The 15,548-nt window shown below is 72.4% G+C and carries 14 protein-coding genes and 1 pseudogene; 5 read left to right on the top strand and 10 right to left on the bottom strand.

The genetic code is table 11. The features are described 5' to 3' along the window. The first annotated feature begins 107 nt into the window (after nt 1–107). On the top strand, nt 108–1,094 hold the full coding sequence (locus BMG523DRAFT_RS12465; protein ID WP_023841335.1) for an amidohydrolase family protein: 987 nt from the start codon (nt 108–110) through the stop codon (nt 1,092–1,094). 141 nt (nt 1,095–1,235) lie between these two features. Here BMG523DRAFT_RS12465 and BMG523DRAFT_RS26480 read toward each other — a convergent pair. After that, nucleotides 1,236–1,397: pseudogene (locus BMG523DRAFT_RS26480) on the bottom strand (oxidoreductase); the annotation flags it as partial. A 586-nt stretch (nt 1,398–1,983) separates the two neighbouring features. Between BMG523DRAFT_RS26480 and BMG523DRAFT_RS12460 the strand changes: the two are divergent. Then, a complete protein-coding gene (locus tag BMG523DRAFT_RS12460; RefSeq protein WP_011436700.1) occupies nt 1,984–2,934 on the top strand; it encodes a hypothetical protein in 951 nt (316 codons plus the stop codon). A gap of 20 nt (nt 2,935–2,954) precedes the next feature. Here the strand turns inward: BMG523DRAFT_RS12460 and BMG523DRAFT_RS12455 are convergent, their stop codons facing one another. Then, nucleotides 2,955–3,236, bottom strand: coding sequence for a hypothetical protein (locus tag BMG523DRAFT_RS12455; protein ID WP_051623857.1), 282 nt, complete (start codon nt 3,234–3,236; stop codon nt 2,955–2,957). Between the two features lie 263 nt (nt 3,237–3,499). Between BMG523DRAFT_RS12455 and BMG523DRAFT_RS12450 the strand changes: the two genes are divergently transcribed. Further along, nucleotides 3,500–3,946 (top strand): TM2 domain-containing protein, encoded by a 447-nt coding sequence (locus BMG523DRAFT_RS12450; RefSeq protein ID WP_011436698.1) that lies wholly within the window; start codon nt 3,500–3,502, stop codon nt 3,944–3,946. On the opposite strand, the gene BMG523DRAFT_RS12445 is transcribed toward BMG523DRAFT_RS12450, so the two are convergent. Continuing rightward, a complete protein-coding gene (locus BMG523DRAFT_RS12445) occupies nt 3,931–4,509 on the bottom strand; it encodes a TetR/AcrR family transcriptional regulator (RefSeq protein ID WP_023841334.1) in 579 nt (192 codons plus the stop codon). The two genes, BMG523DRAFT_RS12450 and BMG523DRAFT_RS12445, sit on opposite strands and share 16 nt — an antisense overlap. Nucleotides 4,510–4,612: 103 nt before the next feature. Here BMG523DRAFT_RS12445 and BMG523DRAFT_RS12440 point away from each other — a divergent pair, with 103 nt between their 5' ends. Next, nucleotides 4,613–5,962: an MFS transporter gene (locus BMG523DRAFT_RS12440; RefSeq protein ID WP_011436696.1), complete on the top strand. Its 1,350-nt coding sequence runs from the start codon at nt 4,613–4,615 to the stop codon at nt 5,960–5,962. Between the two features lie 256 nt (nt 5,963–6,218). On the opposite strand, the gene BMG523DRAFT_RS12435 is transcribed toward BMG523DRAFT_RS12440, so the two are convergent. The 7 genes from BMG523DRAFT_RS12435 to BMG523DRAFT_RS12405 all read right to left on the bottom strand — a co-directional run bounded on the left by BMG523DRAFT_RS12435 (nt 6,219) and on the right by BMG523DRAFT_RS12405 (nt 14,901). Next, nucleotides 6,219–6,443: a helix-turn-helix transcriptional regulator gene (locus tag BMG523DRAFT_RS12435; protein ID WP_011436695.1), complete on the bottom strand. Its 225-nt coding sequence runs from the start codon at nt 6,441–6,443 to the stop codon at nt 6,219–6,221. Further along, nucleotides 6,440–6,847, bottom strand: coding sequence for a hypothetical protein (locus BMG523DRAFT_RS12430; RefSeq protein ID WP_235463112.1), 408 nt, complete (start codon nt 6,845–6,847; stop codon nt 6,440–6,442). The genes BMG523DRAFT_RS12435 and BMG523DRAFT_RS12430 overlap by 4 nt, the downstream gene beginning before the upstream one ends. 200 nt (nt 6,848–7,047) lie before the next feature. Then, nucleotides 7,048–8,238: a lysophospholipid acyltransferase family protein gene (locus tag BMG523DRAFT_RS12425; protein WP_023841333.1), complete on the bottom strand. Its 1,191-nt coding sequence runs from the start codon at nt 8,236–8,238 to the stop codon at nt 7,048–7,050. A gap of 115 nt (nt 8,239–8,353) precedes the next feature. Beyond that, nucleotides 8,354–9,958: a lactate racemase domain-containing protein gene (locus BMG523DRAFT_RS12420; protein WP_043591225.1), complete on the bottom strand. Its 1,605-nt coding sequence runs from the start codon at nt 9,956–9,958 to the stop codon at nt 8,354–8,356. Nucleotides 9,959–10,076: 118 nt separating this feature from the next. Continuing rightward, nucleotides 10,077–11,270, bottom strand: coding sequence for a zinc-binding dehydrogenase (locus tag BMG523DRAFT_RS12415; RefSeq protein ID WP_043591240.1), 1,194 nt, complete (start codon nt 11,268–11,270; stop codon nt 10,077–10,079). Further along, complete coding sequence (locus BMG523DRAFT_RS12410) at nt 11,267–13,627, bottom strand: HAD-IB family phosphatase (RefSeq protein ID WP_023841330.1); 2,361 nt, start codon at nt 13,625–13,627, stop codon at nt 11,267–11,269. The genes BMG523DRAFT_RS12415 and BMG523DRAFT_RS12410 overlap by 4 nt, the downstream gene beginning before the upstream one ends. A 350-nt stretch (nt 13,628–13,977) precedes the next feature. After that, a complete protein-coding gene (locus BMG523DRAFT_RS12405; protein ID WP_082456744.1) occupies nt 13,978–14,901 on the bottom strand; it encodes a 5'-3' exonuclease in 924 nt (307 codons plus the stop codon). A gap of 157 nt (nt 14,902–15,058) precedes the next feature. On the opposite strand from BMG523DRAFT_RS12405, the gene BMG523DRAFT_RS12400 reads away from it, so the two are divergent. Then, nucleotides 15,059–15,499 (top strand): Lrp/AsnC family transcriptional regulator, encoded by a 441-nt coding sequence (locus tag BMG523DRAFT_RS12400; RefSeq protein ID WP_193359376.1) that lies wholly within the window; start codon nt 15,059–15,061, stop codon nt 15,497–15,499. Nucleotides 15,500–15,548 lie beyond the last annotated feature (49 nt).

Genomic DNA, 15,548 nt, shown 5'->3' with positions numbered 1-15,548 from the left:
ACATTCGGTCATCCCACAATGAGACATCGACCCCGGGACCTCTCCCCCCACGCGGGCACTAGCCTCCCGACAGGCCCGCGATGGCCGTGGGCCGGAGGAGGACCAGGATGTACGCCAAGGACGGTGAGAACTACTTCATCGTGGACGCCCACATCGCGTTGTGGGACGGGCGCCCGGAGAACCAGCGCAACGTCCACGGCAAGCAGTTCATCGACTGCTTCTACGCCTACCACACGAGCTTTACCCCGGCGTCGGAGATGTGGGAGTACGACGAGTACCTCTACCAGGGCGGCGAGCGGCTGATGAAGGATGTGTTCGAGACCGGGTACGTCGACCACGCCATCTTCCAACCCGCCTACCTCGGGGAGTTCTACACCAACGGGTTCGGGCAGACCGAAGAGGCGTTCGCGCTCACCCAGGCCCACCCCGACAAGCTGACCTACAACCACAACTGGGATCCGCGCAACGGCGAGGCCGGCCTCGACCAGCTCCGCGCCGACGCCGAGAGGTTCGGTCTCAAGGGGGTCAAGCTCTACACCGCGGAGTGGAAAGGCGGCTCGCGCGGATGGAAGCTGACCGATCCCTGGGCTTATCGGTACCTGGAGGCCTGCCAGGAGTTAGGCATCAAGAACATCCACGTCCACAAGGGACCGACCATCAAGCCGCTGGACCGCGACGCGTTCGACGTCGCCGACATCGACCACGTCGCAAGCGATTTCGAAGACCTGAACTTCATTGTGGAGCACGTGGGGATGCCCCGGCTGGAGGACTTCTGCTGGATCGCGACCCAGGAGACCAACGTATACGGCGGACTCGCGGTGGTCATGCACTTCATGTACTCGAAGCCGCGCTACTTCGCCCAGGTCATGGGCGAACTTCTCTACTGGATCGGCGAGGACAAGATCCAGTTCTCCTCCGACTACGCGATCTGGACGCCCAAGTGGCTCATCGAGAGTTTCGTCGACTGGCAGTTCCCCGAGGACATGGGGTACGCACCCATCACCACGGAGCAGAAGAAGAAGATCCTCGGGCTCAACGCCGCCAAGATGTACGACCTCCCGGTGCCGGCCGAGCTGCGGCTGGCAGGCGCGTGATGACCGTCGCGTCAGCCGTCCTGACCGAGGCCGACGTACGACGGCAGCTGGACCAGGTCGTCGACCCGGAGCTGGGATCCGGATCAGCGCCCGCCGCGGCAGCAGCCGCCCACCCCGGGCCAGCAGCGCGTTGCGCCGGGTGATCTCGGCGGCGTTCGCGCGCAACCGGTCCTCGCCGCGCGCGACGAGCACGAGGTTGACGAGCACGAGGTCGGCGCCCCGGGCGGCGAACTCGCGGGCGAAGACGGCGCCGATGCCCGTCGACGCACCGATGATCAGTGCGGTCTGCCCGCGGAGATCCACTGCCTCTCCCTACCACAGTCTCTCCCTACCACAGTTCTCCCTATCGGCAGGGTGGCCCGGCCACGGGGAGGCGAGGCTTGCCCTGGCAGGTGAGTTGTCCGCCTGTGAGTTATCCGACGGATCGCGGATTGGCGGCGACGGCGGGGCGTCGAGGGAACAGGATCTGGACCGATGGCTCGACGACCGGGAACACCGCACCCCCCGACCTGCCTGACCTGCGCCGCGACCACCTCACCGGCGGGGGCGGGCACGGCGGGGACGGACCCCGAGCTCGATCATCGGGAACGTCCGAGCTGTCCGGGGCAGACCAGGAGCAGACTCTGATCAATCTGTCAAACCGCTGTACACAACCCCCCTCTTGCGCGGTAGCTTGCGACTGGTCACAGTGTTTGCCGGATCAGCTACGCACTGGGGTGAACCGTGCGGGTTCATCAGCATCATCGGCGTACGGCCGGCCGTGCCGACCGGCGGCGGCCCCAGCCACGGGACGACGCAACGAAGCATGGTCCCCGCCCGGTCGGACATCCGTCGCCGGGCTGTGACCGGTGCGCCACGAGGCGCCGGTGCGGAACGTGAGGGGATGGTCATGAACGGCCTGGAACTGTCGCCCACCCGGGCCTCGGACCGGCTCGGTCTGGCGTCCGCCGGACGGGCCGCGGCGGTACTCTCCCGGGAGATCACCTTCGCCGATCCCGATCCGGTGACGCTCACCGAACTCGACGACCGGCTGCACCGGTACGCCACGACCCTGTTCTCCGCCCCACACACGACGCTGGTGGGCCCGGTCATCGCCGACTGGCGGCGGGTCCAGGCCGCCCTGGGACGGCGGCTGTCCCCGACGGTGCACGCCGAACTGACCCGGGTCGCCGGCTACTTGTCGTTCTCCCTCGGGATGCTGGCCGTCGACACCGGCGACGACACCTCGGCGCGGCGGTTCGCGACCCTCACCGAGCAGTTCGCCGCCCAGCTCGACGACCGGCTGCTCACCGGCACCGCGCACAGCCTGGACGCGGCGATCGCCTTCGTCACCGGACGCTACGCCGCCGCCGGCAACGCCGCGGCCAAGGCGGCCGCCGTCGACCATCCCTACCTGCACGGCTGGGCGGCGGCGGTGCAGGTCACCGTCGCCGCGGCCACCGGCGACGAGGCAGCCCTCGACGCCGCCCTGAACCGACTGCGCCACCGGCCGACCGTGCTCGGCCTGCGCCATCCCGGCTGGCCCCCCTTCGACGAGGTCCGGGAGGCCTGCGTCGTCGCCGACGCGATGGCCCGCCTCGGGATGCCCGGGGCGCGGTCCGCCGCCTACACCGCGATCGACCTGACCACCCCGGCGACCCTCGACCGCGGCTGGGCGCTGGCGTCGCTCGCCGCCACCACGCTGCGCCGCGATCCCGCGGTGGCCCAAGCCGCCCTCCTCGAGGTGGAGGACATCCTCGACAAGCACCCGTCGCGGGTGCTCACCCTGAGGATGAACGAGATCCTGATGCTCACCTCGGCGCACGCCGAGCGCGCCTCGCGGCGGGCCGGCGCCGCCTGAGCCGAGCCCGGGGGAGCAGGTCACCGGGCCGGGCGGCCGGCCGCGGCGCGCAGCCGCGCACCGCGGCGCACGAGCAGCCGTTCGGCCAGCGCGTCGGCGCGTTCGATGTCCTCGAGGGTGGCCCGCGTGCGCCGCTCGACCTCCAGGATCGCCGCCAGCAGCTCGGCGGACAGCCGGGTGCGGGCGGCGACCCGGGCGACGCTGGGAGGCAGCGCGGGCGCGCTGCCCGGCACGGCGGGCACGGCGGGCACGGCGGGCCGGGCGGTGGTGGTCGGACGAGAAGTCAGATGCGCCAGAGCCATACTCCAGTGATATCGCGGCCGGTACGCACCGCAACATCTTGACTTCTCGGCGAATCCGGGATCAGCATCGCCCCACAGGACATCCACAGGGTCGCGGCAGGTTACCCACCGGCTTGTCGACAGGTTTATCCACATAACGATCTTTGTGTGGTGAATGTCACATTCCTGAAGGTTGGGGATGCCGATCGCGGTTCCGGTATTCCGGTCCATTCACGTAACCGGATGATCCTGTTACAGTGTGCACCGACAAGATCGGGGGTCACATGACAAGGTGGGACGATCCGCACCGGCAACCGCAGCAGCCCGGGCCGGCCGGATACTACGAGCCGTACGGATACGAGCCGTACGGACAGCCGCCGCCTCACGGCCAGGCCGGCGGGCCGGGTCCGACGCCGTATCCGATCGGCCCGCCGCAACCCTTCCCGGGTCCCGGCCCGGGCCAGGGCTACCCGCCGGTACCGCCGAAGTCGGTCGCGGTCGCGCTGCTGCTGACCTTCCTGTGGCTGGGCGTGGGCCACATCTACGCCGGCAAGACCACCACGGGTGTCGTGCTTCTGATCGCCGACCTGTTCCTGTGGATGTTCTCCTTCTTCATCATCACACTGATCATCACCGTTCCGGTGTGGTTCATCGTGTGGGTGATCGCCATGGTCAGCTCCGCCTCGGCGGTCCAGGAGTACAACACCCGGCTCGGCTACCCGCGCGGCTGACCACCGCCGCGGGCGAGTAGGGCGTCCACCAACCGGCGGGCGTCGGCGAGATCGACCGGGTCGGCGACGAACAGGATGCGGTACATCATCGGCGCCATGACTCCCTCGACGATCTCACCAACCCCGGGGGTGGGTTCACCGCGACGCGCGGCCCGTTCGACGATGACCCCGATCTGCTCGCGGATGTACAGGTCACAGCGGCACGCCGGCCGGTCGTCGCCGCAGGAAGCGACCAGGTCGCGCAGGAACGCCCGGCCCGCGGGGGAGGACATCTCCTCCAGGTACTGCTCGCAGTAGGCGGCGAGATCGCCGCGCAGCGACCCGGTGTCCACCGGCGGGGTCTCCGGGCGCAGCCGCTCGGCGGCGACGTCGGCGAGCAGCTCGGTCAGATCCCCCCAGCGCCGGTAGACGGTGGAGGCGGTCACCCCCGCCCGGGCGGCGACCAGCGGCACCGTGATCTCGTGCCGACCCCGCTCGGCCTGCAGCGCGCGCGCCGCGGCATGCACGGACTGCTGGACCCGCGCGCTACGCCCCCCGGGCCGCGGACCCTCGGACGGACTCACGCATCCAGCCTAACGCACATCCTTTGCGTTAACGTCGGGCCGAGGGTACCGTCGGGCGCTAACGCAAAATCTTAGCTTTAGCTGTCCGGTGAAGGGAAACCCGATGTCCTCCCAACCCATCGCCACCGGCCTTCCCGCCGACCAGACCGGCCAGACCGGCGCCGCCGGTTACGGGACCCCGTCCTCGGCCACCGCCCCGGTACCGGCGGTGGCCCTGCCGCGGCAGGCCGCGGCCCGCGACGCCCCGTCCGACCCGGGCGCGGCGCCCCACCGGGGCAGGCTGTCCCCGCGCGCCGGATTCCTCCTGCAGACGTCGATGATCGGCTCGTTCCTCGCCGCGTCCTCGGCCCCCACCCCCCTCTACCCGGTCTACCAGGCCCGCTGGGGGTTCTCCCCGATCACCGTGACCGTCGTGTTCGCCGTGTACGCCCTGGCCGTCCTCGCTGCGCTGCTCACCGTCGGAGCCCTCTCCGACCACATCGGGCGCCGTCCGGTGCTGCTCGCCTCCTCGCTGCTGCTCGCCGCCGCCCTGGCGGTGTTCGCCACCGCCGGCGGGGTGGGGGAACTGACCGTCGGCCGCGTTCTGCAGGGCCTGGCGACCGGCGCCGCCAGTGGCGCCCTCGGCGCCGGCCTGCTCGACCTCGACCGGGCCCGCGGCACCCTGGCCAACGGAGTCGGCCCGTTCACCGGCCTGGCCCTGGGCGCCCTCGGGTCCAGTCTGCTCGTGGCCTACCTGCCCGCTCCCACCCGTCTGGTCTACCTGGTGCTGTGCGCGATCGTGCTCGCCCAGGCGGTCGGGGTCGCGGCGATGCCCGAGACCGCACCGCGCATCCCCGGAGCGCTCGCGTCGCTGCGCCCGACCATCGGCGTACCCGCCGCCGCCCGCCGCGACCTGCTGATCGCCGCGCCCTGCCTGGTCGCATCCTGGGCCCTGAGCGGGTTCTACCTCTCCCTCGGCCCGAGCCTGGCCCGTCTCGTCGTCGACTCCCGCTGGGTCGTGCTGGGAGGTCTCGCGGTCTTCGCCCTCACCGTGACCGCGGCCCTGACGGTGCTGCTCCTGCGCGACACCGCTGCCCGTACCGTGATGTTCCTCGGTGCCCTGGGCCTGCTCGTCGGCGTCGGTGTCACCCTGCTCGGCGCGGACCTTCCCTCCACCCCGACGTTCTTCGTCGGCACCACGCTGGCCGGTATCGGTCTCGGCGCCGGTTTCCAGGGCGGCCTGCGCGTCCTGATCCCCCTGGTCGCCCCGCACGAACGCGCCGGCCTGCTCTCGACCGTCTACGTGCTGTGCTACCTCGCCTTCGGCGTCCCCGCGGTCGTCGCCGGCTACCTGGTCACCCACCACGGGCTGCTGCCCACCGCCCGCGGGTACGGCCTGGTCGTCATGGCCCTCGCCGCGCTGGCGCTTCTCGGCCTGCTCACCCGCGCCCGGCGCCCGGCGCCCGGCGCCTGACGGTCCGGCGGATCAGCCGCCGGTCTTCGGCCAGCGTCCCGACTACTGGGGATACGCCAGCAGCGTGAAGTGCGGGATGCGGCATGCAGGAGGCATGGGCGCGGCCCGAGGTTGCTGGTCCGGGTGAGCTGTTTGCGGTGGAGGGCAGGACCGCTGTGGTCACCGGTGCTGCCGGTGCGTGCCGGTGATCGGCGATCTGTCGACGGAGCGGGGTGTCGATGTTGGAGTGGCTGGGGCGCGTTGGCCGAGGTCGAGCTCAGGGCCGGTCGGTGGCGGTGGTTGTCCCTGACCGGTCGGGGATGAAGATCTCCTCGATGGCCAGGCTGAAGATGTCGGCGAGGGTGAATGCCAGGAGAAGACTGGGGTCGTACCGTTCGGTCTCGATCGCGTTGATGGTCTGCCGGGACACCCGGCATCGGTCGGCCAGGTAGGCCTGGCTCCACCGGCGTTCCGCCCGCAGCACGCGCAGCCGGTTCTTCATCGGCGTAGACGGGTGCGCAGGTCTGCGATCAGCAGCCACATCGCCACGCCGCCGATGGTGATTATCTGGGTGAGCTGGCGTAGCTGGACGATGCCGGCGGCGTCGAGCAGGGCGGCTAGCTGAAGCCCTACCAGGACTGCCGCGAAGGTAATCGCCATGCTCTCCACTTGGATCTTGCGCTGGTACTCGTCGGCGCGGCGGAAGGCGCGCAGCAGTACCCATGCCACGGCGAGCGTGAACGCGCCGCTGGCCCCCAGCCACCAGGCCTTCTGGGCGGCGGTCTGGTCGGGGCCGCTGCCCAGGGCCAGAGCGATCCCGCCGAGGGTGGCGACGGGGAGACCGTCCAGGAAGATCGCCCTGCGGGCGGCGCGTGTCACGTTGTCCCGCCGCGTCTCATCGGTCATGTCATCGGTCATGGCATGAATGTAAAGTCGACTTTCCATAAAGTCAAGTTTGCTTGTCATAGGCGGCCCTGGGCGTCAACGTAGGAGGAGTGAGAGGAGACCGGCGTGGTGTCCCCGCGCGCCTACCTGGCCCATCTCGCGCAGACCGGCCCCGCGCTCTGGCCATCCTCGACCTCGCCGGGCCAAGCCGCGGCCCGGTTCTAACGCCGCCAGGGGGAACGCGACCCGGGGCGCGGCGCCGGCTCGGTCGCCGCCCAGATCCGCCGCCACCGCGCCGTCGGGGTGTTCGGGGCGCCACGCAGCCGCGCGGAGACCGCCGCCGACCCCGCGGCCCCACCCGTCCCACCCGTCCCACCCGGTCGGGGGACCGCCCGCGGGCTGGTCCGACCGGGGAAGCCCCCACCACCGGCCGCACCGCCGGGGTCCCCGGCGGTGCGGCCCGCCGGCTCGGACCCCGCCGGGGTCGCTGCGACGTCCGGGGCCGAGCGCGCCGCCGGCACCTGCGCCGCATCCCCGACCCGCGCCTCCTCAGCCGTCCCAGCCGTATCGGGCAGACCAGCCGCACCGGGCAGACCCGAGGCGAAGGCCGCCCGCGTCGCCTCCCACCAGGAGGTCGCGTCCTCGGCGCAGAGCCGATCGACCTCGGCGGCCAGCCGCGCGGTGAACGCCCGCACATCCTCACCCGGCGCGGGGCGCATCGGCCGGCCGAACCGCACCGACACCGGCGGACGGCCCGCCACCGGCCAGGACCGTCCCCGCGGCATCGCCGCGTACGCACCCCGCAGCCCCACCGGAACCACCGGCACCCCCGCGTTGATCGCCAGATAGGCGGCCCCCAACCGGAACCGGCCCCGCGCCCCGTCCCGCGACCGCGTCCCCTCCGGGAAGATCACCAGGTTCCAGCCGTCCCCCAGCAGGTTCATCGGCGTCGCCGACGGCGCCCCACCGTGCCGTTCGATCGGCACCGTCGCGAACGCGAACGCACTCGACGCCCCCCGCCAGGCACTGTCGAAGAAATAGTCCGCCGCCGCCGTCACCACCGTACGCGCCCGCACCCACCCGGGCACCGTGCACAACAGCAGCGGGGCGTCCAGATGACTGCTGTGATTCGACACGATGATCACCGGGGTGTCGCGGACCCCGTCGAACGCCTCCGCACCGTGCACCGCCACCGTCAGCGTCGTCCGCAGCAGCGGGCGCATCACCCCACGCAGAAACACCCCCCGGGCGGCCCGCGCCGCCGGGCGACGCGCCCACGCGGTCGGGAACTCCCGCGGCACCTCGGGGACCCGATGCGCCTCGGCGCTGCCCGGGACCGGCCCGCGGCCCCCCGGCCGCCACCCGGCCAGCACCGCCCGCAGCCCCACACCCCGTCGCGGCCTACCCGCCATCCCGTTCACCTCTGCCCCTGCCGATCCGGTCCACCGCTGGCACCTGTGCTCCGCCGCGCATGGCCACCGCGTCCCAGCCGGCGACCGCACGATCCGTGACCCGCATCTCCCGCGGTCACCGTACTTCGGCGATCAGATGGGGTGGGGAGTGCAGATAGGTGATAGACGGATCACGGCCCACCGATCCCGACACCATCTCCAACGCATCCGCCAACGTCGACGCCGCCCGGAACCCCAGCCGCGCGCACGCCGCCCGATCACCGCCCACCCACACCACATCCCCCACATGGGCCATCGCCGGCGCCGCCTCATACCAGCGGTGGAACGGATGCACCCCGTGATGAGCAAGCGACGTCCGATACAGCGACGCATACCAGGGATCGGTGGCGTACTGCCGTTCGAACTTCGCCTCCACCGTCGCAGCCTCGGTCGACTCGGCGAGCACCTCCTCGTAGAAGTCCACGTAGGAGGGGTGATGCAGCTGGGAGAACCGTGGCGTCAGCGGATGGTAGACGATCAACGCCCCGTTCTCGCGGACCACCGGCCGCCCCCGGTACCGGCCGAAAACCTCCCCGAGCGCGCCGTGCGCCGCCAGCACCGGGTTGACCACCGCACCCGCGTCGAACGGCCCGAACGGGCCCAGCCCGACGACAACGACGTCGCTTTGCCCATCGACGGTGACCCGCTGCTGGGCGTCGACCGCCGCCGCCGCGACCGCCGCGACCGCCGTAGGATCCCCCGCGCTCACCGAGGTGACCGCATAGTCGGCGGCGAAGTCACGCAGCAGCCGGCGGCGCGCCCGCGACCCCACCAGCTCCAGGCCACGGCCCAGCCCGACCGCCATCGCCTGATCGGCCAGCGACCACTCCCACTCCCGGCGGGTCAGGAACGGATAGTGCACCGGCGCCGTCGCGGCGTTCACCGTCACCGCGACGGCGAACACCCGCACCGCCTCGCACAGCAGCCGACCCATCCGCGCCGCCGGACCCGGCGGCGCACCAACCCCCCCATCCCCGACGCCGCCAGCGCCGTCCCCGGGCAGGCCGACGCGGCGGACCGCCGCGGCGACGCTGTGCACGTGACGCAGCGTCGCATACGACGACAGGCCGGTCACGAGCCCGCCCGCACCGACCGCCGCCGGGCTCTGCACGACCCCGACGTGCACCAGCAGGTCGGCGGTGGCGACCCGGCGGGAAACCTCCACCTGCTCGTCGGCGTCGGTCACCCCCACGACGGTGAGATTGTCAGGATCCTCCGCGTCATGGCTGCGCAACTGCCCGGGCCAGAACGAGCGGAACACCCGCTCCCCGACGATCCGCTCCACCTCGCCGGCGCTCAACCGCCGGTTCAACCCGTTCGCCACGACCAGCGCCACATCGTCGACACCGGCCGCCGCCGCCGCCGTCAGCACCGCCTCGATGATCCGCCCCCGCACATCCGGGCGACGCATCCGCGGCAACGGCGTCGACAGATCGTCAAAACTGATCGTCAGCCGCATCCCCGGACGCAGCAACGCCGCCAGCGGCTCGCTGCCCACCGGCGCCGCCAACGCCGCGGCGATCGCCGCATCGACGTCACCGACCCCGGGCAGCGACTCGGGCGGATACACCACCCGTGTCCCGAGCGGGAACTGCTCGAGCAGCACGCCCTCACCCTGGTGCACCAGCAGCGGGGGAGTCCGCTCGTCAACCTCGAGCACGAACCCCGGTCTCACCAGCATGATCCCTTCCACGTCCGGCACGAAGGGACAACCCCTCCGTGTTGGCGCCCCGCCCGGCGGCGCAGCCTCGCCATGACCCCACCCGCCCCGGCCCTCGGCCCGATCCCGGCACGCCCGCTCACAGCGCCACCGTCGGATCGAACGCAATCCGCACCGCACCGAGCCGACCCGCGCACAACGCGTGCTCCAACGCCTCCCGCCAGCGGGTCAGCGGATACGTCGCCGCGACCACCCCGTCCAACGGGGCGCCGGCGGCCAACGCGAACGCCCGGGCCAGCACCGAAGGCGCCGCGCCGCGCCGCGCCGCCCCCACCAACTCCAACCCCCGCGCCCACAGCGGCGTCAGATCCACCCGGCCCGTGGGCACACCCGAAAGCACCACCCGCCCCCCCGCCCGGGTCGTGCGCAGCGCCGTGGACAACGACGACGCCCGCCCCGCCGCGTCGAACGCGACATCCACCCCGCCGAGCAGGAACGCCCCACCCGCCCGCGGCGACACCCGCATCGCATGCGTGGCCCGACGCACCCCGGCGACCGCCCCGTCTGGGTCGAACACCACGTCCGCCCCGAACCGGCGCGCCAGCTCCGCCTGGCGGGGATACTTCGCCACCACCGCCACCTGCCCCGCCTCGGTATGGGCCCGCAACGCAAGCACCGTGCACAACCCGGCCGCCCCCGCCCCGACGACGAGGACCCGCTGCCCGGCGCCGACCCGCGCCCGGTCCACGGCATGCACCGCGGCGGCCAGCGGGTCGACGAGCACCGCCCGGGCATCCGGCAACGTCGCGGGCACCGGGCACAGCTGCCCACGGTGGGCGAGCATCACCCGGCTCCACCCACCGCCGCCCACCCCCCGCGCCCACCCGCCGTCACCGGCTCTGCCGTCACCGACTCTGCCGTCACCGACTCTGCCGTCACCGACTCTGCCGTCACCGGTCCCGGGACCGCTGCCCGGCGCCGGATCGACAACGACCCGGTCCCCGGCCGCCAGCACCCGCCCGTCGTCCAACGTCACCGACTCCTGCACCTCGGCGACGACCTCCTGACCCGGCACGAACGGCAGACCCACCATCGCCGTCAGATAGGCCGACACCCGACCCGTCACCAACGCCAGATCCGACCCGCTGATCCCCGCCAGCCGCGGCCGCACCGTCACCCACCCCGGACCCGGCACCACCGGATCACCATGCTCGACATAGCGCAGCGGCGCCGCCACCCCGGCCAGCCCCGACCACCCCGACGGCCCCGCCCCGACCAGCCGCGACGCCGCCTGCCGCGACACCGACGCATACAGCTCCAACCCGCGGGTCACCGCCCACCCCCCGACACCACGACCCCCGCCGGCCCCGTGCCCGGGCCTGGCCTTGAGCTCAAGGCCGCCGCCCCCGCCCGCGCCGCCGCGGCCCGCAGGCCACGCTCCCGACGGTCCCCGACGACCAGACGCGGCTCCCCGGCCGCCGACGCCCACTCCTCGATCGGCCACCCCGCCCCCCGCGCCACCTGATGCAACGCGAGATCCGGGTTCACCGCCACCGGGTTACCGACCGCCCGCAGCAACGGCAGATCCGACTGGCTGTCCGCATACGCCCACGACACCCCCAGATCCGCCCCCAACACCCGCGCATGATGATCAATGAACGCCGCCCGCGCATCCCCGACCAGCGGCGAGGACTCCAACCGGCCGGTCAGCAGACCATCCGCACCCACCTCCAGCCGCGCGGCGACCACATCGTCGAACAACGGCGCGAACGGCCGCGTCAACACCTCCACCGCCCCGGTCAGCAGCACCGTGCGATGCCCCGCCGCCCGATGCTCACGCACCCGACGGATCCCCGCCGGTTTCACCCGCCGCAGCAGAATGTCCCCGGCGACCTCCACCACCAGCCGTTCCAACTCCGCCGGATCCACCCCCGCGTAGCGCGCGTACACCGACCGCATCAGATGCCCCCGGTCACGACGCTCCGCACGCACATACCGCGGCAACGCCACCGCCAGCGACGCAAGCTCCCGCACCCGCCGCGGCGCCGAGGCGTCCGCCAACCGCATCCACAGATACGACTCGATCACCGTCGCCGACGCCACCGCCCCATCCAGGTCGAACACCGCCAGCACCCCGTCACCGGCGGCCAGATGCCCCGACAGCCGCCGCGGCGGCGCGGGATCACGCGGCCGGCGCAGCACCGCCGTCACCGCCGGGCAGTGCACGTCCTGCAGATAGTGCCGCCAGTCGAAACACGCCGGATCAAACCCGAACTCCGCCTGATCGGCCGGATCCATCGCCGCGTGCAACGCACCCGTGGCGTCGTCGACATAGACCAGCTCCGCCTTCGTGTACGCCCGGTACACATCCGAGTAGCGGCGCAGAAACCCCACCCGGCTCTCCGCCCGCTCCAGCTCCCCGGCAAACCGGCGCACCCGATCCGAGGGCGGGGCATGCTCCAACGCCCGGCCCGCCAACCCCACCAGCCGCTCCGAGCGACGCAGCTTCGCCTCCACCGCCGCCGCCCCCGCGAACGGCCACTCCGGCACCGCGAACGTCCCCCGACCGCGCCGCGGCAACGGATCGGCCTGGAAATAGTCCCGCACATAGGCGTACAGATCCCGAAACAGCAACGGATTACGAAAACCCGAACACACCGTGTAATAGGCCGGGGTGTCCGCCGGCGGCACCACCGCCGCCGCCGCCAGGATCGCGTTGACAACCAGATCCACCGGGATGATGTCCACCACCGCGTCCGGGGAGGCGGGGAAGTCCGGCAGCTCACCGCGGCCATAGGCCAGGATCAGCGGCTCGGCCATCTTGAACCCCTCGATCCACCCCGGGAACGGCCGGCGCAGCGCACTCTCGATGATCGAGGGACGGACGACCGTCAACGGCAGATCCCCGTGATGATCCTCCAGATACCGCTCACCCAACGCCTTGGTGAACGTGTACGCATCCGTCCACCCCAGCACCTGCGCCCGCTCACCCCCGGCCGTCACCATCCGCCGCGCCACCCACGCCCGGCGCAGCCGCTCCGCCTCCGCCGACACCGTTTGCGCCCCGGCGGCGGCGAACCGCCGCGACGCCTGCGCCCGAAACCGCGCCGAACACTCCGGCGCCCGCGAGGCGTCCTCGGTCTGCTGGCGCACCCGCGACGCCGCATCCCACTCGACCCGCCAGTCCACGTCATGGGCCAGCGGCCCCTCGGCGATGTGCCCCGAACGCAACCCCGCCACATACGCCGTCGACACATGCACCAGATGAGGCCTGGCCCCCCCGGCCGCAAGCGCCCGCAGCAGCTCCGCCACCCCACCGACGTTCGTGGTGAACGCCTCGTCGACCGGCGGGTCGAACGACACCTCCCCGGCACAGTGGATGACCACGTCGAGGTCGGCGGGCAGATCCGGCATCGACGCCAGATCCCCCTCGATCACCTCCACCCGCTCGGCGAGCAGCGCCGCCACCCCCGCCGCACCCAACCCCTCCCGCAACCCGCGAAACGCCGGCTTCCGCATCATCCGCGCCAGCCGCGCCGCCCCGCTGTGACTGCCCCGCGGCCGCACCAGCGCCACCACCGCCGTGTCGGGGAAGTCCGACAGCAACCGTTCCAGCAGCGCCTCCCCGACGAACCCGGTCACCCCGGTCACCAGGACCCGCCTACCCGCGAGCCGCTCACGCAGCCCCACCCTGACCTCCGCTGCCGTCACCTGCACCGCCACCTGCTCGTCCGGTGAGCATCCGCTGCACCGCTGCGCCGCCTGGGCCCTGCTCGTCCGGGTGGGCACCCGCCCACCCGAAGCTCACCCGGAGGGCAACAGTAGGCGACGATCCGCCCCCGCGACGTCAACCGGCGCACCGCCTGCGTGTGCCCACGCCGAGGTACGCAGGGAAACCTACCGTCACCAGGGCAGCGCCATGACGGGCAGCCCCACCACCCACCCGCCGAGATGACCCTGCGCGTCACTGCGACAGCCGGACGAACACGCCCGCTCAAGCGGCAACCGGACGAACACGCCGGCTGAGGCCGTCCACGGCCTCAGCCACCCGCGGCCTCGGCCAGCGCCCGCACCAGCCGCGTGCACGAACCGGTCAGCCCCCACCGTTCGGCGAGCGCCCCCACCGCCGCCGGATCGACCGGCGCCGCCGGCAGCAGATCAGCGAAGGCACCCACCGGCACGTCCCGCACCACCGCCACCACCCCCACCGCGGCACGCACATAGTCCCGGGCGCCCCGCAACCGACGCCGCGCCCCGGCCGGCAGACCCGCGCCGCCGTCGGCGTCAACCGCGGCGAGCACCGCCGCGAGCGACCCGAACCGGGTCAGCAGCGCCGCGGCGGTCTTCGCCCCGATCCCCGCCACCCCCGGCAACCCGTCACTGGGATCACCGCGCAGCACCGCGAAATCGGCATAGGCCCGCCCCGGAACGCCGTAGCGTGCCGTCACCGCCGCCTCGTCCACCACCGCGAACTTCTCCACCGCGTACCGCACCCGCACCCCGGCCGCGTCGTCGACGAGCTGGAACAGGTCCCGGTCACCGGTCAGAATGTCCACCTCCCCCCGGTGACGGGTCGCCAGCGTCGCGATCACGTCGTCAGCCTCGAACCCGGCGGCCTCCGCCCGGGCGATCCCGAACGCGTCGAGGACCTCGTCGATGATCGGGAGCTGGGCGAGCAGGTCGCCGTCCACCCGCTCGACCTGCCCGCCCCCGCCGGCCTCGCCGGCCCCGACGTCGGCGACCCGGTGCGCCTTGTAGGACGCCAGCAGCGCCACCCGGAACGCCGGCCGCCAGTCGGCGTCGAAACACGCCACGACCCGCTTCGGGCGCACCTCGCCGATCTGCCGGGCCAGCACGTCGAGCAGTCCCCGCACCGCGTTCACCGGCGTGCCGTCGGGAGCCCGCACCGAACGCGGCACCCCGAAAAACGACCGGAAGTACAGCGACGGGGTGTCGACAAGCATCAGCCGACCGTCCGCCCCCGCCCGCTCACCCACAAACACCGTCCCACCCTCCCCGCACACAGCCGGTACCCATCCCAGCGGCTATCCCCACGGGACCAGACCACGGACCAGAAACATCCACATCATCCCCCGTCCTCCTGCATACGCTCCGAACGTGCTGGAAGATCTCGACCGTCAAATCGTGCAGATGCTGTGCCGAGATGGGCGTATGAGCTTCACCGACCTCGGCCGAGCCACCGGCCTGTCGGTCTCCGCCGTCCATCAGCGCGTCCGACGCCTGGAACAGCGTGGAGTGATCACCTCCTACACGGCGCTCGTCGACCCCGCCCAGGTCGGCCTGCCCCTGACCGCCTTCATCTCGATCACACCGATCGACCCGAGCCAACCCGACGACGCCGCCGACCGGCTCGCCCACATCGTCGAGATCGAGGCCTGCCACAGCGTCGCCGGCGACGAGAGCTACCTGCTCAAGGTGCGAGTCGCCACCCCCGGCGACCTCGAGACGCTGCTGCAGCAGATCCGCGCCGCCGCGAACGTCTCCACCCGCACCATGGTCGTGCTCTCCACCCCCTACGAAGGACGCCCCCCCGCCCTGTGAACACCCGCCGGACCAACCCCCGCCCCGGACCGCCCCCGGACCGGAGCGC

The sequence above is a fragment of the Frankia sp. BMG5.23 genome (assembly GCF_000685765.2).
Lineage (GTDB): Bacteria > Actinomycetota > Actinomycetes > Frankiales > Frankiaceae > Frankia > Frankia casuarinae.
This window is presented reverse-complemented; position numbering and strand designations above follow the sequence as displayed.

Bases quoted from the DNA above. Each gene is read 5' to 3' on its own strand.
- BMG523DRAFT_RS12465 (WP_023841335.1), top strand. From the start codon at position 108: ATGTACGCCAAGGACGGTGAGAACTACTTCATCGTGGACGCCCACATC.
- BMG523DRAFT_RS12460 (WP_011436700.1), top strand. From the start codon at position 1,984: ATGAACGGCCTGGAACTGTCGCCCACCCGGGCCTCGGACCGGCTCGGT.
- BMG523DRAFT_RS12455 (WP_051623857.1), bottom strand. From the start codon at position 3,236: ATGGCTCTGGCGCATCTGACTTCTCGTCCGACCACCACCGCCCGGCCC.
- BMG523DRAFT_RS12450 (WP_011436698.1), top strand. From the start codon at position 3,500: ATGACAAGGTGGGACGATCCGCACCGGCAACCGCAGCAGCCCGGGCCG.
- BMG523DRAFT_RS12440 (WP_011436696.1), top strand. From the start codon at position 4,613: ATGTCCTCCCAACCCATCGCCACCGGCCTTCCCGCCGACCAGACCGGC.
- BMG523DRAFT_RS12435 (WP_011436695.1), bottom strand. From the start codon at position 6,443: ATGAAGAACCGGCTGCGCGTGCTGCGGGCGGAACGCCGGTGGAGCCAG.
- BMG523DRAFT_RS12430 (WP_235463112.1), bottom strand. From the start codon at position 6,847: ATGACCGATGAGACGCGGCGGGACAACGTGACACGCGCCGCCCGCAGG.
- BMG523DRAFT_RS12425 (WP_023841333.1), bottom strand. From the start codon at position 8,238: ATGGCGGGTAGGCCGCGACGGGGTGTGGGGCTGCGGGCGGTGCTGGCC.
- BMG523DRAFT_RS12420 (WP_043591225.1), bottom strand. From the start codon at position 9,958: ATGCTGGTGAGACCGGGGTTCGTGCTCGAGGTTGACGAGCGGACTCCC.
- BMG523DRAFT_RS12405 (WP_082456744.1), bottom strand. From the start codon at position 14,901: ATGCTTGTCGACACCCCGTCGCTGTACTTCCGGTCGTTTTTCGGGGTG.